The organism is Microbacterium schleiferi, from assembly GCF_038150145.1.
Taxonomy (GTDB): Bacteria; Actinomycetota; Actinomycetes; order Actinomycetales; family Microbacteriaceae; genus Microbacterium; species Microbacterium schleiferi_B.
In genome coordinates this window covers 1-20462 of the sequence record NZ_JBBWSA010000005.1, presented here as the reverse complement: position 1 = coordinate 20462, position 20462 = coordinate 1, and the positions used below count along the sequence as shown (strand labels likewise).

23 protein-coding genes and 1 other RNA gene are annotated in these 20462 nt (G+C 66.9%); 11 read left to right on the top strand and 13 right to left on the bottom strand.

Annotation, left to right across the window (positions count from 1 at the left end):
- The first annotated feature begins 50 nt into the window (after positions 1-50).
- The 3 genes from AADH62_RS06520 to AADH62_RS06510 are packed head-to-tail and all read left to right on the top strand — an operon-like array spanning position 51 to position 2781.
- Positions 51-1844, top strand: a complete 1794-nt coding sequence (locus AADH62_RS06520) for a TIGR03767 family metallophosphoesterase (RefSeq protein WP_341578783.1) — start codon at positions 51-53, stop codon at positions 1842-1844.
- Positions 1841-2191, top strand: a complete 351-nt coding sequence (locus AADH62_RS06515; RefSeq protein ID WP_341578782.1) for a hypothetical protein — start codon at positions 1841-1843, stop codon at positions 2189-2191. The genes AADH62_RS06520 and AADH62_RS06515 overlap by 4 nt, the downstream gene beginning before the upstream one ends.
- A complete protein-coding gene (locus AADH62_RS06510) occupies positions 2188-2781 on the top strand; it encodes a hypothetical protein (protein ID WP_341578781.1) in 594 nt (197 codons plus the stop codon). The genes AADH62_RS06515 and AADH62_RS06510 overlap by 4 nt, the downstream gene beginning before the upstream one ends.
- Here AADH62_RS06510 and AADH62_RS06505 read toward each other — a convergent pair.
- Positions 2771-3295, bottom strand: coding sequence for a hypothetical protein (locus AADH62_RS06505; RefSeq protein ID WP_341578780.1), 525 nt, complete (start codon positions 3293-3295; stop codon positions 2771-2773). The two genes, AADH62_RS06510 and AADH62_RS06505, sit on opposite strands and share 11 nt — an antisense overlap.
- Positions 3292-3636, bottom strand: a complete 345-nt coding sequence (locus tag AADH62_RS06500; protein ID WP_341578779.1) for a hypothetical protein — start codon at positions 3634-3636, stop codon at positions 3292-3294. Before AADH62_RS06500 ends, AADH62_RS06505 begins: the two co-directional genes overlap by 4 nt.
- 56 nt (positions 3637-3692) lie before the next feature.
- Here AADH62_RS06500 and AADH62_RS06495 point away from each other — a divergent pair, with 56 nt between their 5' ends.
- Positions 3693-5387, top strand: a complete 1695-nt coding sequence (locus AADH62_RS06495) for an ABC1 kinase family protein (protein ID WP_341578778.1) — start codon at positions 3693-3695, stop codon at positions 5385-5387.
- Between the two features lie 43 nt (positions 5388-5430).
- Entirely contained in the window at positions 5431-6753 is a 1323-nt protein-coding gene (locus AADH62_RS06490; protein ID WP_341578943.1) for an NAD(P)/FAD-dependent oxidoreductase, read from the top strand.
- 15 nt (positions 6754-6768) lie between these two features.
- On the opposite strand, the gene AADH62_RS06485 is transcribed toward AADH62_RS06490, so the two are convergent.
- The 3 genes from AADH62_RS06485 to ssrA all read right to left on the bottom strand — a co-directional run bounded on the left by AADH62_RS06485 (position 6769) and on the right by ssrA (position 8543).
- A complete protein-coding gene (locus AADH62_RS06485; protein ID WP_341578777.1) occupies positions 6769-7110 on the bottom strand; it encodes a YciI family protein in 342 nt (113 codons plus the stop codon).
- 60 nt (positions 7111-7170) lie between these two features.
- On the bottom strand, positions 7171-8013 hold the full coding sequence (locus tag AADH62_RS06480) for a sulfurtransferase (RefSeq protein WP_341578776.1): 843 nt from the start codon (positions 8011-8013) through the stop codon (positions 7171-7173).
- A gap of 158 nt (positions 8014-8171) precedes the next feature.
- Positions 8172-8543: a transfer-messenger RNA gene (ssrA, locus tag AADH62_RS06475) on the bottom strand.
- Between the two features lie 143 nt (positions 8544-8686).
- On the opposite strand from ssrA, the gene AADH62_RS06470 reads away from it, so the two are divergent.
- Positions 8687-9352: an SIMPL domain-containing protein gene (locus tag AADH62_RS06470; RefSeq protein ID WP_341578775.1), complete on the top strand. Its 666-nt coding sequence runs from the start codon at positions 8687-8689 to the stop codon at positions 9350-9352.
- Positions 9353-9365: 13 nt separating this feature from the next.
- On the opposite strand, the gene smpB is transcribed toward AADH62_RS06470, so the two are convergent.
- From smpB to prfB, 5 genes are all read right to left on the bottom strand, one after another.
- Entirely contained in the window at positions 9366-9842 is a 477-nt protein-coding gene (gene smpB, locus AADH62_RS06465) for an SsrA-binding protein SmpB (RefSeq protein ID WP_341578774.1), read from the bottom strand.
- A 64-nt stretch (positions 9843-9906) separates the two neighbouring features.
- Complete coding sequence (locus AADH62_RS06460) at positions 9907-10239, bottom strand: hypothetical protein (RefSeq protein ID WP_341578773.1); 333 nt, start codon at positions 10237-10239, stop codon at positions 9907-9909.
- A 25-nt stretch (positions 10240-10264) separates the two neighbouring features.
- Positions 10265-11179 carry a permease-like cell division protein FtsX gene (gene ftsX, locus AADH62_RS06455; RefSeq protein WP_341578772.1) on the bottom strand — a complete coding sequence of 305 codons (915 nt, stop codon included), beginning with the start codon at positions 11177-11179 and terminating at the stop codon, positions 10265-10267.
- Complete coding sequence (gene ftsE, locus AADH62_RS06450; protein ID WP_341578771.1) at positions 11176-12345, bottom strand: cell division ATP-binding protein FtsE; 1170 nt, start codon at positions 12343-12345, stop codon at positions 11176-11178. The genes ftsX and ftsE overlap by 4 nt, the downstream gene beginning before the upstream one ends.
- Positions 12346-12456: 111 nt before the next feature.
- Entirely contained in the window at positions 12457-13569 is a 1113-nt protein-coding gene (gene prfB, locus AADH62_RS06445; protein WP_341578770.1) for a peptide chain release factor 2, read from the bottom strand.
- 25 nt (positions 13570-13594) lie between these two features.
- Between prfB and AADH62_RS06440 the strand changes: the two genes are divergently transcribed.
- On the top strand, positions 13595-14902 hold the full coding sequence (locus AADH62_RS06440; RefSeq protein ID WP_341578769.1) for an MFS transporter: 1308 nt from the start codon (positions 13595-13597) through the stop codon (positions 14900-14902).
- Between the two features lie 5 nt (positions 14903-14907).
- Here AADH62_RS06440 and AADH62_RS06435 read toward each other — a convergent pair whose 3' ends face one another.
- Positions 14908-15276 (bottom strand): rhodanese-like domain-containing protein, encoded by a 369-nt coding sequence (locus AADH62_RS06435; RefSeq protein WP_341578768.1) that lies wholly within the window; start codon positions 15274-15276, stop codon positions 14908-14910.
- 92 nt (positions 15277-15368) lie between these two features.
- Here AADH62_RS06435 and trxA point away from each other — a divergent pair, with 92 nt between their 5' ends.
- Together trxA and AADH62_RS06425 are read left to right on the top strand one after the other, a co-directional pair.
- Entirely contained in the window at positions 15369-15755 is a 387-nt protein-coding gene (gene trxA / locus AADH62_RS06430) for a thioredoxin (RefSeq protein WP_341578767.1), read from the top strand.
- Positions 15752-16015 (top strand): hypothetical protein, encoded by a 264-nt coding sequence (locus tag AADH62_RS06425; protein WP_341578766.1) that lies wholly within the window; start codon positions 15752-15754, stop codon positions 16013-16015. Before trxA ends, AADH62_RS06425 begins: the two co-directional genes overlap by 4 nt.
- Before the next feature lie 18 nt (positions 16016-16033).
- Here AADH62_RS06425 and AADH62_RS06420 read toward each other — a convergent pair whose 3' ends face one another.
- Positions 16034-16765, bottom strand: a complete 732-nt coding sequence (locus tag AADH62_RS06420) for an alpha/beta fold hydrolase (protein ID WP_341578765.1) — start codon at positions 16763-16765, stop codon at positions 16034-16036.
- A 143-nt stretch (positions 16766-16908) separates the two neighbouring features.
- On the opposite strand from AADH62_RS06420, the gene AADH62_RS06415 reads away from it, so the two are divergent.
- Both AADH62_RS06415 and AADH62_RS06410 read left to right on the top strand, forming a co-directional pair.
- Positions 16909-19647 (top strand): cation-translocating P-type ATPase, encoded by a 2739-nt coding sequence (locus AADH62_RS06415; protein ID WP_341578764.1) that lies wholly within the window; start codon positions 16909-16911, stop codon positions 19645-19647.
- Positions 19644-20039 (top strand): VOC family protein, encoded by a 396-nt coding sequence (locus tag AADH62_RS06410; protein WP_341578763.1) that lies wholly within the window; start codon positions 19644-19646, stop codon positions 20037-20039. The genes AADH62_RS06415 and AADH62_RS06410 overlap by 4 nt, the downstream gene beginning before the upstream one ends.
- Positions 20040-20047: 8 nt before the next feature.
- Here the strand turns inward: AADH62_RS06410 and AADH62_RS06405 are convergent, their stop codons facing one another.
- Positions 20048-20362, bottom strand: a complete 315-nt coding sequence (locus tag AADH62_RS06405; RefSeq protein ID WP_341578762.1) for a hypothetical protein — start codon at positions 20360-20362, stop codon at positions 20048-20050.
- Positions 20363-20462 lie beyond the last annotated feature (100 nt).

Here is a 20462-nt window from a genome sequence, read left to right as displayed (position 1 = left end):
GTTCCGATAAAGTCAGAGGCACTGTCGCCTGACCCGAACGGACGGCATCGATGCCCGGACTGTCCCGCCGCCACTTCCTCACCGGCGTCGCAGCGCTCGCTGCCGCCACCGGACTCAACATCGACGTGCTCGGACGCGGCCTCGCCGCCCGTGCGCAGACCACTGCACAGACCGCTGCCGGCATCCCAACGACCCTGCAGCAGACGATCCTGCAGGGCAGCGTCATCCAGGGTTCGTACCGAGGACTGGTGACCGGGCCCGGCGAGCCCTATATCCCTCGTCTCGACATCCTGCGTGCCGCGCCCTCGAGCGCGCGCACGAGCGCGCGGCGGTCGCTGCTGTACCTCGGGCACCTCTCTGACCTCCACGTCATCGATGCGCAGTCCCCCGGGCGTATCGAGCCGATGATCGTGCAAGACCACTCGGCGTGGGGCTCCGCGTTCCACCCGCAAGACCCCCTCAGCCCGCACGCGACAGCGGCGATGGTGCAGGCGTTCTCGGATGCCCGGTACAGCCCCCTCACGGGCGCGCCCATGAGCGCCGCGATCGTCACGGGCGACTCCGCGGACATGCACTCCCACATGGAACTGCGGTGGTACATCGATCTCATGGACGGCCTGAGCGTCGACCCCGCCTACGCGAGTTCGACCTACCAGGGAGTGCAGGCCTGGGCCGAAGCCACCTGGGCGTACCGGCCCGGTGACCCGAGCGGCGGGGCCTTCGGCGACTACGGCTTCCCGCAGCTACCCGATCTGCTCGCGCAGGCGATCGCGAAGCCCGTGGACTCCGTGGGCCTGCCCGCCCCCTGGTACGCCGTGTACGGAAACCACGACACGCTGCTGCTCGGCACGTTCAATCTCAGCCCACAGCTGCACGCCCTGGCGATCGGCGCCCAGAAGTCCTACGCGCTCGAAGGCACCGCGGGAATGGCACTCGGCGGGTGGGCGGCTGCGACCGGCATCCTGCAACAGGCAGTCGATGCGCTGGGACTCGCGTGGGGGCGGCCCGGCTTCAAGGAGGTCGCCGCCAGCCCCGAGCGCTACCTGTTCGAGCAGCGCGAGTTCATGGCCGAGCACTTCAACACCCAACCGGCCCCCGGCCCCGTGGGGCACGGCTTCACCCAGCACAACCTCGACTCGGGCGAGACCTGGTGGTCAGCAGACCTCTCCCCGAACGTTCGCGGCTTTGGCCTCGACACCTGTAACCAGGTTGCCGGGCCCGACGGCGGGGTTCCCGACGTGCAGTTCCGCTGGCTTGAGGCGCAGCTGCAGCAGGCGCAGGCCGAGAAAAAGCTGGCGCTCATCTTCAGCCACCACAACAGCCTGACGCTCGAGAACAAGGCGCAGCGGTTCGATGATCCGCAGAAGCTCTATGGCGCCGAGGAGTTCGTCGCGATGCTGCTGAAGTACCCCGTGGTGATCGGATGGCTGAACGGCCATACTCATCTGAACCAGATCCTCGCGCACTCAGACGGCGAGCGCGGCTTCTGGGAGATCACGACGGCATCCTGCATCGACTTCCCGCAGCAGCAGCAGGTCGTCGAGATCGTCGACAACCGCGACGGCACCCTGTCGCTGTTCACGACGGTGCTCGATCATGCGTCCCCCGCCGTTCCCGGCTCCAGCGGCAGCGTCGCCGACCTCGCCTCACGCTCGCGCGAGTTCGCATCGAACGACTGGGCAGAAAGCCCGATGATGCGCCGCGGCTCGCCGCTGGATCGCAATACCGAACTCCTACTGAAGGCTCCGTTTGATCTCTCGCGAATCACGGATGCCGCACTCGAGAAGCAGCACCTGACCGAGAACGCGCGGATTCTGGCGTATGAGACGGAGCGTGGACTGTGAAGCGGCGACTGATCACGGCATCCGTGCTCGCAGCGAGCCTGATGGCGGTGGCCGGATGCTCGCAGGTCGAGGCTCTGGCGCCCGTCGGCGGCAACCACATGACCGAGATCCGGTACGCCGCTATCGACGTTCTGCTTGCGAAGAACATCGACGTGCTGGTTGCGCCCGTGTGTGAGCAGGACGGCGAGGCGGTGTCGTGCACGGGTGAGACGGCAGACGGCCAGGCGATCACCGTCACCTCGCCTGCCGACGCAACCGACACCGTCACGGTGACGGTCGGCGACGAGACGATCTACAGCGGGAAGTACTGGGACATCCTGGATGACGCCGTGCGGGGTGACCTGTGAGCACGTGGATGCTGCTCGGACGCGCCTGGCGGGTGTGGGTCCCTGTCGCCCTGCTGAACACCGCGGTGCAGGCGCTACTCGTGGTGCCGTTCGCGACGCCCGCGGCATCCGTGGTCTTCGTGCTGCTCGCGCTCGCGTCGCTCGCCGGAGTCGTAGCCAGCGTCGCGCTGATTGGTGCGGGGTACCGGGCGGCGCTCGGCGGCGGCAGACGTTGGCCAACCTGGGGCGAGTGGCTTGCGGTGCTGCTGCTCACGGTCGCCGTCTCGGCAAGCGCTCTGGTCGCCTCGTGGCTCGTGATCCCGGCGCTCGCAGTCGCCGCCATCCTGCTGCCTGCCGTCTTCGGGATTCCGCAGCGCACGGCGTGGGGCTTCGGCCTCTTCGCACGGGCGCCGCTGCGCGGCATCCTGCTGACACTCATGACGCTCGCGCTGGTGGCGCTGCTGTGGTTCGCCGCGCTCATGTTCGGCTTCTTCGTCACCGGCTGGGTCGGCGCTGCGCTGACCTGGCTGGTCTTCGGCGTGGTCGGCGCGTTCATCCTTGCGACGTGGTTCGCCACGCCGCACCGCGACCGGGCAGAGGCTAACCGCTAACGGATGCCTGCATCGGGCTGATCGAGAGATCGACCGACCCGAACGGGAAGGGGAAGAGGAATCCCCACGGACCGTCGGGGCTCCAGTCGCGAATGGGGAGAAGTCCGAACCAGACGAGCGAAACGACCAGCGACACCGCCGCGATAGCGAGGATCACAATGGTCGCGCGGTCGAGGATCCGCAGCGCCGCCGGGACTGTCTGTGCTCGTCGAATCACGAGAGTAAGCGCGACGATGAAGGTGAGCACAACGGCGATGATCACCACCGGGCTCGGCTCCAGCGTCAGCGAAATGCACTGCGGCACCGTGTCGGTCGGGTTGCCGTTCGAATCGATGTAGCCCCCGTCTGCCCCGATCCCGCCGGCACATGTGCCAGCGCTGCCTCGCGTGAACGTCACGTAGACCATGAGAGCGAGAGCCGTCACCGTCGCGACACGGCGGATGGCCGCGACGATCTCAACACCGGGGAGCACCGAGCTTCCGGTGACGGATGTCTGGGTGTCGGCATCCGTCATGACATCGCCAATCTGCCGAGGAGCATGTCGGCGGCGGACGATATCGCGCTGATCTGAAACGCGACGACCGCGAGGGCTCCCAGCGTGTACCAGAACAGGTACGGGCTGCGGCGTCGCAGGAAGAAGACCCAGAGCCCGACGATGGTCACGATGGCAACGGTGGCGCCAATCACCGTCGCGAATGCCATGCGAACGTAGTCCGCATCATCCGGCGAGGTCCGGGCAGTGGTCGCTATCGCGAGAATCGTCGGGATGATCACGACACCGAGCAGGAAGATCGCCGATGGCGAGTTCCATGCCCGATTCCGACGCACCCCGACCTGCGTCTGCGTATCGGTCATCGCCCCACCGTAACCCGGATGACCCCGGATACCGCAAGACACGGAAGAATCGAACCGTGAGCTCGTCGCTGTTTGCGCCACCTCGGTTTTCCGACCTCGCCGCTGCGGCGGCGGGCGAGAAGCCCCTGACCTGGCGGCAGCGTCGCGCCCGGTTCCGGCAGATCTGGGGGCTGGCTCGGCGCCACGGTCTCCTCCCCTTCCGCAAGCTCGACTTCAGCTACGACCCGGCTACTGCCGATCTTCGCGCGCGCCAGGCACGGGGGCTTCGCGAAGCGCTCGAAGAAGCAGGTGGCGGCTTCATCAAGGCCGGGCAGCTCCTCTCGACACGCGACGACATCCTGCCGACCGAATGGGTTCGCGAGCTCTCGCGCCTGCAGAAGGAAGTCAACCCTGCTCCGGCCGCGCAGATCGAAGAACTCCTCGAGCGCGAACTCGGCGAGCGTCGCAGCCGGTTCGCAACCTTCGACGTGGAACCGCTGGCTGCGGCATCCATCGCCCAGGTACACCGGGCGACGCTGGATGACGGCACCGTCGTGGCCGTGAAGGTGCAGCGCCCCGGCATCCGTGCCCTGCTGGACTGCGATATCGACATCATGCTGCGCCTGGCTGGCTGGGCGACGCGTCGCATCAAGCAGGCCCGCCAGTTCGGTGCGCTCGATATCGCCAAGCAGTACGCCCAGGATCTGCGCAATCAGGCCGATTTCGCGCGTGAGGCGAGCAACCTCGAAAGCCTCGCCCAGTCGGCGAAGTCGGCACGCGACGAGGTGCGCATCCCGCGGTTCTTCCCCGACCTCTCCACCGATCGCGTGCTCACGATGGAGTTCGTCGAGGGCGAGACGATCACGGCGCTGCGGCGGGAGGGGCAGACCGATGAGATCGAGGATGCCCTGCGCACGGTTCTGCGGAGCTTCTTGCGCCAGCTCGTGATCGACGGCGTCTTTCACGCCGACCTGCATCCGGGAAACGTCATCATCGATCCCGACGGCACGCCGGCACTTATCGACTTCGGCTCCGTCGGGCGGCTCGACCGGGACCTGCGCCAGACGGTGCAAGACCTTGCGATCGCGTTCCTGCAGGGCGACACGCGGCGCGTTGCGGATGCCGCGCTGGCGATCATGCCGCTGGCAAACCCCGCCGATGAGCCGGCGTTCCGGCGTGCGCTGGCGGAGTTCGTCACCAACGATCTCGGCAGCGGGTCCCGGGTCACCTTGCGTACGATCGACAACGCCAGCGACCTGTTCACCCGATACGGCACCGCGCTCCCGCCCGATCTGGTCGCCGCCGGTCGTGCCTTCGCGATCCTCGAGGGGACCCTCCGCACCGCAGCGCCGACGATGGATGTCATCGGCGAGTCCCGGGACGCCGCGCAGGCACTCATCCTGTCGCAGTTGCGGCCGCGGGCCTTGGCTGGGGCGATCGGGCGCTCCGCGCTCGGCGCGTTCCCCCGCTTGCGGCGGCTTCCCGATCGGATCGAAACGATCGTAGGGGATCTTGCCGACGGCAAACTCACCGTCAAGATCCGCCTGTTCGCCGACGATCGCGATCGCCGAGTCGTCACGGGCGTCATCCGCCGCGTCTCGACTGTGATCCTCGGCGGGATGCTGACCGTCGCGTCCTTCGTGATGTTCGTGCTTCCGCCGTTCGAAGGTGGCTCGCTCTCCCCGGTCACAGCCGGGGTCGCGTTGGCGATCGGCGCCGCGGCATCCTTTGTCACGGCCGCGGTCGATGCGCTGCTGGGGCGCCGCCCCTGACATCCTGCTGCCCGTGAGCACCCGAACAGTGCAGAATCAGGGCATGGAACGCTTCGACACTGTTGTCATCGGCGCCGGGATTTCGGGGCTCACCGCAGCGCGACTGCTCGTGGCGGCCGGCCGCTCCGTCGTCGTCCTCGAGGCCCGGGATCGCGTCGGCGGACGCGTGCAGACCGATCGCACGGATGGTGAGGTGACCGACCTCGGCGCGTCCTGGATCCACGGCATCACCGACAGCCCCGTCGCCGCGGCGGCCGAGGCGTTTGGGATGCGCACGGTCGAGTTCACCGTCGGTGGCTACCAGCCCGACAGCCGACCGATCGCCTACTACGGCCCGGACGGCGTGCGACTCTCGGATGCTGAGGCCCGCGCCTTCGCGGACGACGTACACACAGTCGACGCGGCGTTGCTCGGGGTGATCGCGGCATCGGCACCCGAGGCCTCGTACCGCGACGTCACCGAGCAGGCGTTGGCGGACCAGGGATGGAGTGCCGAGCGCACCCAGCGGGTACGGGAGTACCTGGAGCACCGGGCCGAGGAGCAGTACGGCGCCTGGATCGAGGATCTCGCAGCCCACGGGCTCGACGACGACGCGATCGAGGGAGATGAGGTCGTGTTCCCGGAGGGTTATGACGTGCTCGCGACGCGGCTGGCCGACGGGCTCGACATCCGTCTCGAACACGTTGTCACGAGCGTCGAGTGGTCGGATGACGGTGCCGAGGTTTCGACCGATCGGGGCGTGTTCGGCGGCGAGACGGCGGTGATCACGGTACCGGTCGGCGTGCTGCGGTCGGACGAGTTCGTCATCCGTCCGCCGCTGCCCGAGCCCGTCGCGGGCGCGCTGTCACGCCTGACGATGAACGCGTTCGAGAAGGTGTTTCTGCGCTTCCCGACGAAGTTCTGGGACGAGGGTGTGTATGCCATTCGTCAGCAGGGCCCCGAGAGCCGCGCCTGGCACTCCTGGTACGACCTGACGGCGCTCCACGGCACGCCGACGCTGCTGACCTTCGCTGCCGGCCCCACGGCGCGCGAGGTCGCCGGGTGGGATGCCGAGCGCATCGTCGCCGACATCCTCACGCAACTGCGCCGACTCTACGGCGATCGCGTCGTCGAGCCCACGAGTGTCGCGATCACGTCGTGGCACGATGACCCGTTCGCGCGCGGCTCGTACGCCTACATGACGCTCGGTTCGACCACCGCTGACCACGACGATCTCGCAACTCCGATCGGCGGCGTGCTGCATCTGGCGGGCGAGGCGACCTGGACCGACGATCCCGCGACAGTCCCCGCCGCGATGTTCTCGGGCCACCGCGCCGCCGAGCGAATCGCCGGCCGCAACATCCCGATCGAGACCCTCTGGAGCTGACGCGGAAGCGGGCCGTCAGGACTCGGGGTCGTACTGGAATTCGCGCACTTCCTGGGGGCAGCGGCACGCGACGGCGATCTTCGCGGCCCACTCGTATGCCTCGGCGGCCGTCGGCACCTCGATGATCGTGTAGCCGCCGAATAGGTCACCGGTGATCGGATAGGTGCCCTCAGTCACGACGCCATCACCGTCGACAGTCACGGGCGGGATGCTCTCATTGATGCCGCCGCCAAAGACGTACACTCCGGCGGCCTTCGCCTCCCGAATCACCGCATGGGCAGCCTCTCCCACGGCCTCCCACTCGTCGTCGGGAACCACCATGGCCGAGCTCGGGAACGAGATCATGAACTTCGTCATGGAGGCAGTGTGACACCGGGCGTTATCGCGATCCAGCCCTTTCGCTGCTGTGCGTCCTCCTCAGGCTCCCGGCTCGGCGCCGGTCGCGACCGGGCGCCCCGCCGTGTTGGACCATTGGCTCCACGAACCGGGATACACAGCAACATCCAGGCCCGCCACCGCTCCCGCAAGCGCCGTGTGCGCTGCGGTGAGACCCGAGCCGCAGTAGGCAGCGACGGGTGTGAGGTCGCTCACCCCGGCGCTCTCGAACGCTGCGCGAATCGCCGTGGGCGATGCGAAGCTCGCTCCGTCGAGCACTGCGTCGGCGGGCAGGTTCACCGCGCCGGGGATGTGCCCGGCGACCGGATCGAACGGCTCGGACTCTCCGCGATAGCGTTCCGGCGCACGCGCATCGAGCAGCACTCCGCGCTGCGGCCAGGCTGCAGCCTCGTCGATCGAGATGCCCTGATCTAGGTCATCGAAATCGATCGATCCCGGTTCGGGTGAAACGTCGCCCATCTCGAGCGGAAGCCCAGCCGATCGCCACGCCGACAGCCCGCCGTCGAGAACGCGGATGCCGCTCACCCCAGCGCCGCGCAGCAGCCACCAGGCCCGAGCCGCCGAGACCGAGCGGTAGTCGTCGTAGACGACCACCGCGTCACCCGCGTGCAGACCCCAGCGGCGGGCGGCATCCTGCAGCGTCTCACGCGACGGCAGGGGATGCCGGCCGTCCGACGGGGCGCCGTGCGTCGCGAGCTCGGTATCCATGTCGACGTATACGGCACCCGGGAGGTGCCCCGCGCGGTAGTCGTCACGACCGTCCGGCTTGTCGAGTCGGTAGCGAACGTCAAGAAGCCGGATGCCGCTTCCGGCCTCGAGTAGATCGTGAAGTTCGTGGGCTGAGATGAGCGGGGAGCCGGGCATAGCAGCATCCTCGCACGCGCTGGAAAACCAAGAGTCACGACCCTATCCGCGGAAGCAGTTTGCGTTTTTTGCAAATTGCTCTCAGCGACAACCTCATCCAATCGGAGGCTCGCTCCGACAGTGTGACAGCGGCTTCGGCATCCATCTTCTGTGTGCCGTTGTGGAGATGGGGGGAATCGAACCCCCGTCCATCGCTGGGTCATCGCGCCTTCTCCGGGCGCATTCTGTGAAAGCGTTCTGCTCGGCTCCGACCTTTGTCACAGACACCTAAGTCGACAAGCCCAGCCTGGGAGAAGTCCCGCGTGACGTCCAGGCGCCGTCACGCAGCAAGATCCCTTAGATGACGCTAGGAACCGTAGCGGGATCGCCTACGGGCTAACGGACTCGGGCTCGCTGCTCAGGCAGCGAGGGCGAAGTCAGACTGCTTCTTATTGGCAGTTATTTGTTTGCAGGGGGCGTTTACGAGATAACCCCGCATCCTCGGCCCGCTTCTCGCGAATTCGCAGACGATGTCGAAACCGATCATCCCCGTGAGTCCTTCTTGCGAAGGGCCGCTGTCACACTGTGGAGTTTCGAAGGTTCAGGATGCAAAGCACCCGAGCGTTACAGGATACAACGGATGCCGCATCCTGCGCATTCCCCGGCCTCAGCCGCACGACGTAGAGTCGCACTCATGCGCGATGTCATCATCACCGTCCGCGGCGAACACGAGACCCGGGTCGCTCCCGAAGAGGCTGTGGCACGTCTCACGATCAGGACCGAGGGCGGCGAACGTACCGACGTCATGGGCAGAGCGACGGATGCCGCGAGCATGCTTCGTGCCGCGCTCACCGCCCGACAGGACGCGGGCGAGATCCGCGAGTGGTCCACCGGTCGCCTGACCGTGCGCTCCGAGCGCCCCTGGAACAGCGAGGGTAAACAGCTGCCGCTGGTGCACCACGCCTCCCTCGACGTGTCGGCGACGTTCGCCGATCTCGAGGCGCTCTCGGGCTGGCTTGGCGAGATCGCCGAGCTCGACGCGGTCCACATCGACGGGGTGCAGTGGATGCTCACCGACGCAACGCGCGCAGTCGTCGAGGCGGATGTCGCTGCCCACGCGGTCCGGGTCGCGATGACCCGCGCGACCGACTACGCCGCGGCCCTCGGACTCGCCGAGGTCACCGCGGTCGAAGTAGCAGACGTGGGCCTGCTCGGTGGCGGATCGCCGGCTGCGGCATCCGGCCCATCTCCTCGGATGATGCTCGCGGCGAGCCCGATGGACTCCGGGAGCGCCCTGGAGCTGCAGCCCGCCGACATCGTGATCAGCGCAGCCGTCGAAGCGCGTTTCAGCGCCCGCTGACCGGGCGCGCCAGCTACTCCCCCAGGCGGTTCTTGGTGCGCATGGCGCGTTCGGCCTCGCGCTTGTCTTGGCGCTCGCGCAGCGTCTGACGCTTGTCGTATTCGGCCTTACCCTTGGCCACCGCGATCTCGACCTTGGCGCGCCCGTCCGAGAAATAGAGCTTCATCGGGATGAGCGTGTAGCCGCCCGCAGAGACAGCATGGCTGAGCTTGATGATCTCGTCCTTGTGCAGCAGCAGCTTGCGCACACGCTTGGCAGCGTGGTTCGTCCAGTGCCCCTGCGAATACTCGGGGATGTGGACGGCATCCAGAAACGCCTGACCGCCGTCGATGTACGCGTAACCGTCGGTGAGGTTGGCGCGTCCCTGGCGCAGCGACTTCACTTCGGTGCCGGTGAGCACGAGGCCCGCTTCATACGTCTTCTCGATGGAGTAGTCGTGGCGCGCACGACGATTGGTCGCGATGACCTTCTCTCCGCGTTCGCGTGGCATGGCTCCTCCTTTCGACGGCAGCCCACCAGTGTACCAAGCGCGGGCCGCGCGGCAGTCGGCTGGGTCAGCCCGGCCCGTTGCCGAACTGGATCGCCAAGAGTGCCAGGAAGAACCACAGCAGGTATCCGACGACGCCGGCGAAGATCGTGACGGCCGCGACCGTATAGCCCCAGCCGATCTGTCGGGCCCGCAGTAGGCGACGGATGACGAGCACGGCGAACACGGTCGTCGCGAGTACCGGAAGCCCGAACACGGCAACCGAGATGAGCGGGCCACCGAGGTTCGCAGCCGCGGCCACACCGAAGAGCAGCAGCGGACCGAGCCCGAGGATGATGCCGGCAGTCCCCCAGGCCGGCGCTGACCCTACTGGTTGTGCTGCTCGCGGATTCTGCGCCATCGCTGTTCTCCTCGCTCCTGCCGGCTCAGGCCCGGAGCCACCGCCGGATCGCGAATCCCGCCGAGAACGCGGCGAGCACGATGCCAATCCCGATGAGGACGGGGATGACGACCAGCACATCAGCGGTGTCGACCCAGGTCGCCACGAACGTGATGCGCGAGCGCAGGTAGTCCTGCACACCGAACTGCACACCCGCCACAACCGCGATGCTCGCCAGCACCGAGCCGATAAGTGCCGCGAACACACCCTCGAGAATGAACGGCGTTTGGATGAACCGGTTGGATGCTCCAACGAGCCGCATGATGCCGAGTTCTCGTCGTCGCGCATAGGCCGATAGACGGATCGTCGTCGAGATCAGCAGCACGGCCGCGATGAGCATGAGCCCGGCGATCCCTACGGCGACGTAGGTCGCTACGGTCAGGGCGGAGAACAGAGGCTCGAGGTATTGCAGCTGGTTCTTGACCTCTTCCACCCCGTCCGACCCCCCGAACGCCTCGGAGATGACTGCTGATTTCGTCGGGTCTGCAAGCGTGACTCGGAACTGCGCACCGATCTGATCGGCGGTAAGGATGCCGTCGTACTCGTCACCGAGCAGCTCGAGCGCATCCTGGTAGGCCTGCTCTGCGCTGTCGAATTGCAGATCGCTGATCAGCGGAGCGAGCGAATCGGAGTCGAGTTTGGCCTGGACCGCATCGATCTGCTCCTGCGTCGCAACCCCGTTCGCACAGGTGTCGACCTGAGACAAGGAGCTGCACATGTAGATCTGCACTTGGGCGCGATCGGCCCAGAAGCTCTGCATCGTGCCGATCTGTAGCTGCATGAGCATCGCTGCACCCACGAAGGTGAGCGAGACGAAAGTGACAAGAACGACGGAGATCACCATCGACGCGTTGCGGCGCAGGCCGCTGAGCGCCTCACCGAAGACGAGCCCGGCCCTCATGAGGTAGGTCCGACTTCATCGTCGCGGTGCTCGCCCGCAAGGCCCAACCGGTCTGCCAGTCCCAGCTCTTCGACCTCGACTTCGGGGATGTCGATGACCGGCACGGGCTGGGTTGTGGGTCGCGGTGCGGGCGCGGGCTGGGCCGCAGACACCTGCCATTCGGGCGGCGCTGACGGTGCGCTCGACGCGGGAGCCGGTCGCTCTGCGGGCGCAGGCGCCGGAGCGTCCGCCGTCGGGGCCTCGGCGACAGCCGGAGCGGGCACCTCGGGATCGACGGGAGCGGGCCTAACTGCAGCGAGGGCAGAGACCAATGATGCCGTCGACGGGTCGTCGGTGATATCCACCGCAGCGGCGACGGCAATCTCGGCATCCGTCACGGTCGGCTCGATACCGACCTCACGCTGGAGTTCGAGCACCGCGGTGAGCGCCGCAGCAGCAGCGGCACCACGGACCTGCTCGGGCTGCAGCCGCGGCAGACCCGACGTGTCGCCGTAGCCACCGTGGCGCTCATCACGCATCATCTGGCCGCCGCGCAGCTCGATGACGCGCCGCTTCATCTGGTCGACGAAGCCCGCCTCGTGGGTTGCCATGACGATCGTGGTGCCGCCGGCGTTGATCCGCGCGAGCAACTGCATGATGTCGATGGATGTCGCCGGGTCAAGGTTTCCGGTGGGCTCGTCGGCCAACAGCACCTGAGGGCGGTTCACCAGCGCGCGGGCGATCGCGACGCGCTGCTGCTCACCACCCGAGAGCTCGTGCGGCATCCGTTTCTGCTTGTCGGCGAGTCCGACCAGGGCGAGTGCCTCGGGAACTGCCTGCTTGATGAAGCCACGCGAAGAACCGATGACCTGCAGTGTGAACGCGACGTTCTGAAAAACTGTCTTGTTCGGAAGCAGCCGGAAGTCTTGGAAGACGGCGCCGACGTGGCGGCGGAAGTAGGGCACCTTGCGGTTTGCGAGGGTGCGCAGGTCGCGCCCCAGCACGAGGACATTGCCGGAGGTGGCGATGTCCTCTCGCAGAATGAGGCGCAGACAGGATGACTTACCCGATCCCGACGCACCCACGAGGAACACGAACTCGCCGCGGAGCACTTCGAAGCTCACCTGGTCGAGGGCGGGTTTCGCGGTGCCCCGGTATCGCTTGGTGACGTTCTCGAACCGGATCATGGCGATCTGAGCCTAAGCGCGCAGGCGAGCACCGCCGGGTGCGACACCCGTGGCGGCTCAGTCTTCATCGAGAACGTTCAGGCTCGCAGCCATCGGCGCGGGAGCGGAGCGTCAGTCGTCGTCATCCTTGCGCTTGCGCCACCGGATGCCCGCCGCAATGAACCCGTCGAGGTCGCCGTCGAACACCACGGCGGGGTTTCCGACCTCGTGGCCGGTGCGCAGGTCTTTGACCAACTGCTGGCCGTAGAGGAAGTAGGAGCGCATCTGGTCGCCCCAGCTGGCCGTGATGGTTCCTGCAAGTTCCTTCTTCTTCGCTGCCTCTTCTTCGCGCTTGAGCAGCAGCAGGCGGGTCTGCAGAACACGCATGGCTGCGGCGCGGTTCTGGATCTGGCTCTTCTCGTTCTGCATCGACACCACGATCCCGGTGGGGATGTGGGTGATACGAACGGCCGAGTCAGTCGTGTTCACCGACTGCCCGCCGGGACCGGATGAGCGGAACACGTCGACTCGGATGTCGCCCTCGGGGATGTCGACCTCAACCGCCTCTTCCATGACAGGAATGACCTCGACAGCCGCGAAGGAGGTCTGTCGCTTGTCGGCGGCACCGAACGGGCTGATGCGTGCCAGACGGTGGGTTCCGGCCTCGACCGAGAGCGTGCCGTAGGCGTAGGGAGCGTCGATTTCGAACGTCGCCGACTTGATGCCGGCGCCCTCGGCGTAGGAGGTGTCCATGACCTTCACGGGGTATTTGTGCCGCTCTGCCCACCGCAGGTACATGCGCATGAGCATCTCGGCGAAGTCCGTAGCATCGTCACCGCCGGCTCCCGAACGGATCGTCACGACGGCGGCGCGATCGTCGTATTCGCCGTCGAGCAGGGTCTGCACTTCGAGATCGCCGATGACCTTCTCGAGGTCGACAAGCTCGCGTCGCGCTTCGGCGGCTGACTCCTCGTCTTCCATCTCGTTGGCAAGCTCGACGAGTACTTCGAGGTCGTCGAGGCGCTGGGCAACTGCCGTGATCCGGGACATCTCGGCCTGCCGGTGGCTCAGGGCACTGGTCACCTTCTGCGCCTGCTCGGGGTCGTCCCAGAGGTCGGGCGCGCCGGCCTCATCGCTCAGCCGCGCGATCTCTGCGGCGAGCGCATCGACGTCGACGACGGACTGGATGTCGTTGAAGGTGGAGCGCAGGGCCTGGATGTCGGCGGACAGATCGAGTTCGAGCATGACAGTCCAGACTAACGTGGAACCGATGTCCGATCCCCCAGCCCCGATCCGCGCGCGGGACGTGCTGTGGCGATTCGGGCCGATGGTCTATCTGCCGACGGTGCTGTTTGCTCTGGGCGAGGGAGCGGTCATCCCCCTCATTCCGGTGATCGCGGCGCAGTTGGGCGCCGATGTCGCGGGCGCCGCGCTGGTCGCATCGGCTCTCGTGGTTGGCCAACTCGCGGGGAATCTCCCCGCCGGCTGGGCAGTCGCGCGTTTCGGTGAGCGCATCACGATGGGCGTTGCCGGCGCGTTGGCCATGGTGGGAGTCACAGGCATGGTCGTCGCGCCCATGCTCGGCGTGTTCGCGGCATCCGTGCTTCTCATCGGACTGTGCGCGGCGGCGTTCGGTCTCGCCCGGCACTCGTTCATGACCACGCGCGTGCCGCTCTCGTTCCGCTCGCGCGCCATGTCACTGCTGGGCGGCACGTTCCGACTCGGGATGTTCGTGGGACCGTTCGTCGCCGCAGCACTACTGGCCTTCTTCGGCGACGAGCACGCGGCTATCTGGTTCTTCGGCGTGTGCCTTCTCGCAACCGTGGTTCTTGTCGTCTTCGGGCCCGACCCCGAGCAGCAGTTCGCGCCGATCGAAGCACGCGCCGGATCGGATGCGAACCCGGATGAGCTCGAGGAAGAGGACACCGGCGAGGCGATCACGGGCAGCATCCGGGTTCCAGGGAGTCGCGAGAGCGTCTTCGCTGTCGCCTGGCGCTACCGCGCGGTGCTGTCTCGGCTTGGGGTTGCGGCGGCGTCGTTGGCTGCCGTGAGGTCTGCCCGTCAGGTGGTTCTGCCGCTGTGGGGCGTGTCCATTGGGCTGGACGCGCAGAGCATTGCGCTGGTGGTCGGAATCTCGGGCGCGATCGATTTCGCCCTGTTCTATGCGAGCGGACAGGTCATGGACCGCTTCGGGCGACTGTGGGCAGCGCTTCCCGCGATGCTGCTGATGGGCCTCGGATTCCTCGCGCTCTCGTTCACCCACGACCTCGACTCGTCGGCGATGTGGTTCGCGATGTTCGCCGCAGTCCTCGGTGTCGGCAATGGGCTTTCCAGCGGCATCCTGCTTACCCTCGGCGCCGACGTCGCTCCGCGCACGGACCCGGCCCCGTTCCTCGGCTCCTGGCGCATGTTCACCGACGCCGGTGGGGCCGCGGCACCGCTGCTGGTGTCGGGGATCGCCGCACTGTCATCGTTGTCGCTTGCGACCGGCGCCGTCGGCGTGCTCGGTCTCGTCGGTGCAGCGGCGTTCGTGCGGTGGGTTCCCCGGTTCGTGCCACGGTCGGGGCGCGCGGACTGAGAACGTCAGTCGGTGACGATCGGGATGCCCGTGGCCGAGGATGCGTCGCTGACGCCGCCGGCATCCGTGACATCACCGAAGCCCAGCTCGTTCATGATCGCCACGGCCTGCGCTGAGCGGTTGCCAGTCCGACAGTAGACGATGTATGTGCCATCGAGGGGCTGCTCGGCGATCTCCTGCTCAAACGAGCCCGACTGTAGGTTGACGTTGATCGCGCCTTCGAGGTGACCTTCGGCATACTCCTCAGGCGTGCGCACGTCGATGATCACGGCGCTGTCGGGAACCTCGACGGACGGCGTCGCCGAGCACGCGGCGAGACTCGTGGCGAGAACGGCGGCGGCCAGTGCGGCCAGGATCAGACGGATGCGTCGCATGAGGTGTCCTTTCTGAGCGGCGCGGGCGGCATCCCGATGTGAGTGCATGGGAGAAGCCCCAGGGGTATACCCCCTAGGGTATGATACAGATCATGGCAACCCGAGAGATCACCCTCGAAACGATCGAGACGACCATCAACGAATCCGGCATCGTGCTGCTCGACTTCTGGGCCGCGTGGTGCGGACCGTGCCGCATGTTCGGTCCCGTCTTCGAGAAGTCGTCGGAAGAGCACCCAGACATCGTCTTCGGGAAGGTCGACACAGAAGCCCAGCAGCAACTCGCGGCAGGCTTCCGCATCACCTCGATCCCGACGCTCATGGCCTTCCGCGACGGCATCCTCGTCTTCTCTCAGCCGGGCGCGCTGGCCGCTCCCCAGCTCGAGCAGGTGATCACCGCGGTCGAAGGCCTGGATATGGATGACGTCCGTCGCCAGATCGCGGAGCAGAACGCGACACAGGACGCGCCGAGCGCACCGTGAGCCTCCTCCGGGTCTGCACGATCACGCGCGGCGAGCGCATTGCGCGGTGGGCGGCGGCCGTCTTCGTCGCAGCCATCGCCGGGAGCGCGGCGACCACGGGCGTGTGGGCTCTGGCTCTTCCTGCGTCACTTGGCGCGCTCTTGCTCGCGGCGATGGCGATCACTGGCTGGTGCCCCGGGGTTGCCGCGACCGAATCAGCGGATGCTGCACCCAACACGTTGGGTATTCCGGAGGCACGTCAACGCATCGACCTCGACTGAGGACCTGGCGGCGACGATTCAGATGGTGGTCAGCGCGCGCACGGGGGCGCGCAGCACATCCTCGAGAGCGTCGAGCAGCGCCTCGGGCTTCAGAAGCTGCATCTCGTGGCGGCTGAGGAACTCCCGCACGTCCCAGCCATATCCTCTTAGCCTCTCGAGGTAACGGGGCCGAAGAAGCCGCGACTTCGTGGCTTTCACGATGGTTGACGGCACCGGAGGAGGTGCGGGTTCGACGCGGTGGGCATCCAGTTCCTGCACGACCGACAGAGCCATGAAGCGGTCCCAGCGACGAGTGCTGGCCCGGAGACGGCGACGCAGCGGCGCCGGCACTGCGGGGTCGACGACGGAGAGCATCCGCGCCACAACCGGACCTGCCATCCGGTACGTCAGCAGGCGGCGACCAGCAACCCCGGCGTCGACGTCGAGTGCCGGATCCAGGTAGATCGCGCGCTGCGGCTGGAGGCGCTCGGCGGCATCGGCGAGGGCTCGCCCGCCGAGCGAGTGCCCGATCGCCAGGTCGAGCTCCGTCGGCAAGGTCTCGACGAGGTCATCCGTGAAGTCGCGCAGGCGATAGTGCTCGGAGCGGGGGCTGGATCCGTGACCGCGCAGATCGACGGCGAGCACCCGCATCCCGTGCCGGCGCGAGAGCCGCTCGGCGAAATCCTGCCAGAGCAGGCCCGATCCGCTGATGCCGTGAACGATGGCGGCGGTACGGTCGCCGCTGCCGAACTCGTGTACTGCCAAACGCACTCTTCGACGGTACGACCGGCAGTTATGAAGCGGCTCGGAGACCACCCGTGAGAATGCTGGGCGTTGCACCGGGAATGCACGGCGGTGAGGCTGTCGACGAACGCTCACGCCTCGATAGGATCGGGCGCGGCGAAGGGATCGGCATGACCGAGCAGACCAGACCGCAAACCACAGCGGCAGCACCCGTACGGACATCCGACACCACTGCGTGGTGGACCCTGGATCCGAACTCCATCGTGCGCAGTCTCGGGACGGATGCCGCGTCCGGTCTGACCTCGGCGGATGCAGCGCGGCGCCTCGCCACGGGCGGCCCCAACACGATCCCCGCTCCCCCGGCGCCGAGCGCCTGGACGATTGCCCTGCGCCTGCTCGCCGACCCGATGAACCTCATGCTGGTCGCGGTCGTCGTGGTGAGCATCGTCATTGCCCAGTTCGCCGTCGCCTTCATCGTCGCAGCCCTCATCGTGCTGAACGTCGTCCTGGGCACGCGGCAAGAGCTCGCCGCCCGTGCGAGTGTCGATGGCCTCTCGAAGCTCCAGATCCCGCACGTGAAGGTCGTGCGAGACGGTTCGCTGCGCGAGGTTCCCGCGCCCGAGATCGTGCCGGGCGACCTCGTGCAACTCGAGGCCGGCGATCTCGTGCCGGCCGATGGCCGCATCCTGCGCTCCGCGAACCTGCAAACCCAGGAGGCGGCGCTGACCGGCGAAAGCGCGCCGGTCGACAAGGATGTCGCGACGATCGACGGCCACGACGTTGCTCTCGGCGACCGCGCCAACATGCTGTGGCAGAACACGACCGTCACGCGCGGCACCGCCGCAATGGTCGTGACTGGAACCGGGATGTCGACCCAGATGGGCCAGATCGCGGCAATGCTCACCGCGGTCGCGCCCTCCAAGTCGCCGCTGCAGCGCGAGCTCGACGGCCTGACGAAGGTGCTCGGCTTCGTCGCGTGGGGTGCCGTGGCGATCATGATCATCCTGGGTCTCCTGCGCGGCGAGACTCTTGCGACGGTGCTGCTCGTCGGGATCGCGATGGCAGTCTCGGCGATCCCGTCGGCCCTGCCGACCTTCGTGCAGGGGATGCTCGCCTATGGTGCGCGCCAGCTGGCCGAACACCGCGCCGTCGTCAAGAACCTCAGCGACGTCGAGACGCTCGGTGCGACATCCGCGATCAACTCCGACAAGACCGGCACCCTGACCCTCAACCAGATGACCGCCACCAAGCTCTACGCGCTCGGGCAGTGGTTCACCGTCGAGGGCGAGGGCTACCGCAAGACAGGCGCGCTTCGTCACGCCGCCGGCAAAGAGGTTCCCGACTTCACACCGCTCGCCTACGGCCTGTGCCTGAACTCCGACGCGACGGTTTCGGATGCCGGAGTCGTGGTCGGCGACCCGACCGAGGCTGCCCTGGTCGTGCTGGCTGCGAAGCTCGGAGTGGATGCCGAAGAGAGCCGCCGCGCCTACCCGCGCGAAGCCGAAGTGCCCTTCGACTCGGCTTACAAGTTCATGGTGACCTTCCACCACGCCCCGCTGCAGGGCACCGAGACGTTCCTGGCGACGATGAAGGGCGGGCCGGATGTCGTGATCGACCGCTGCTCGCACGCTGTCACCGCCGACGGGGTCGTCCCTATCGCGGACGCGAAGGACGGCATCCTGGAAGCGAACGCCGAGCTCAGCCGTAATGGCCTGCGCGTTCTTGCGATCGCCGTGCGAGACCTCGCCGGCAAGGAGGCGGCAGCCAAGTCAGACCCGATGTCGCTTGCCGAGGACTTCACCTTCGTCGCTCTCGTCGGCATCATCGATCCGCTGCGCCCCGAGGCGATCGAGGCGGTCCGCATCGCGGGCGAGGCAGGCATCGAGGTGCGGATGATCACCGGCGACCACGCCGTGACAGCAGCCGCAATCGGGCGAGAGCTGGGCCTCGGCCCCGGCGCGATCAGCGGCCCCGAGCTGCGGGCGCTCAGCGACGAAGAACTCACCGCGCGCCTGCCCGAGCTCCACGTGTTCGGCCGCGTCACCCCCGAAGACAAGCTGCGGATCGCCCGCCTCATGCAAGAGCGCGGCGATGTCGTCGCGATGACCGGGGATGCCGTCAACGACGCCGCAGCCCTCAAGCAAGCCGATATCGGTGTCGCGATGGGTTCGGGAAGCGAGGTGACGAAGCAGGCCGGCAAGATGATCCTCACCGACGACAACTTCGGCACGCTCGTCGAGGCGATCCGGCTCGGTCGCACGATCTACGACAAGATCGTCAGCTACATCCGCTACCAGATGGCGGGCCTGTTCTCGCTCGTGCTGCTGTTCCTGGTCTCGAGCATCTTCGACATCAACAACGGCACACCGATCACACCACTGATGGTGCTGTTCCTGAGCTTTTTCATCACCTTCTTCCCCGTGCTCGTCATCACGCTCGACCCGAGCCCGGCAGGACTCATGTCACAGCCGCCACGGAACACGAAGATTCCGTTGGCCAACCCCCGCTCGATCGGCCAGTGGCTGCTGTACGGCGTCGCGATCTTCGGCGCCGCGCTTGCCGCAATGCTGCTCTCGCCGGGAACCCCGAGTCAGACCGAGCCGTCGGTCCCCGTCACGATGACCTTCGTCGTGCTGAGCCTGGGCATGGTCCTCGCCGGGTTCGCGATGCGCCGCGATCCCGCATCCGGTCTTGCCGCGCCGATCACCAACGCCCTGAAGTGGATGTGGATCCCGATCGTGCTGACGATCCTCTCGGTCGAGCTCGACTTCATGAACGCGCTGCTCATGACGACGCCGCTGGAAGCCGCGCAATGGTGGCTGGCGATCGGCCTCGCCCTCATCCCCCCGATCGTCGTCGAGGTAGACAAACTGATCCGCCGGTCGCTGGCGAGAAAGGCTTCAGCATGAGCGGACTGGTCCCGTACCTGCACTTCGACGGCACCGCGCGAGAGGCGCTGACCTTCTACCAATCAGTGTTTGGCGGAGAGCTGGAGCTGTTCACCTACGGCGAGTTCTCACGCACCGATGGGCCCAAGGACGCGATCGCCCACGGAGGGCTCTCGGGTCTGGTGACCCTGTTCGCCTCAGATGCCGCCCCCAGCGAGGAGTCCGTCGCGATGGCCGGTATCGAGTTCTCGCTGCTCGGAACCGCCTCGGCCGAGGAGCTGAACGCGTGGTTCGAGGCGCTGGCCGACGGCGGCGAGATCGTGGATGCGTTGCAGCAGCGCCCGTGGGGCGACTACGACGGCATAGTCCGCGACAGGTACGGCATCCGCTGGCTCATCGGCTATCAGGGCTGACGCTCCCGCTACGAGAGATCGGACACCAGCTTCACTACGCCGTAGCCGATTGAGTGGATGCCCATGAGAATCGTCGATATCCCGACGAACCCGATCCAAAACGGGTGTTGGAGACGCTCTAGCCTCCGGGCTACCGTGTCGCCGACCAGCCACCTCTGCTGCTGGATCACGTTTCGGTGTATCTCGACGCGATATCGAATTACCGCGATTCCAATCGCGATGGTCAGCGGACCGACGATCAGGTTTGGCAGCGCCGGGGCTGCTTCGACCACTTCACCAGTCGTGAGAGGCGCGAGGTTCGCGAGCCTGAGCACGACTGCCACGGTAGTGGATGATCGCGACCGCGAATGAACAACGCCGTTCGCCTCATCGAGCAGTACCCACCTTCGTACAGGAAGGGGCCGACGAAACGGTCGGCGTCAT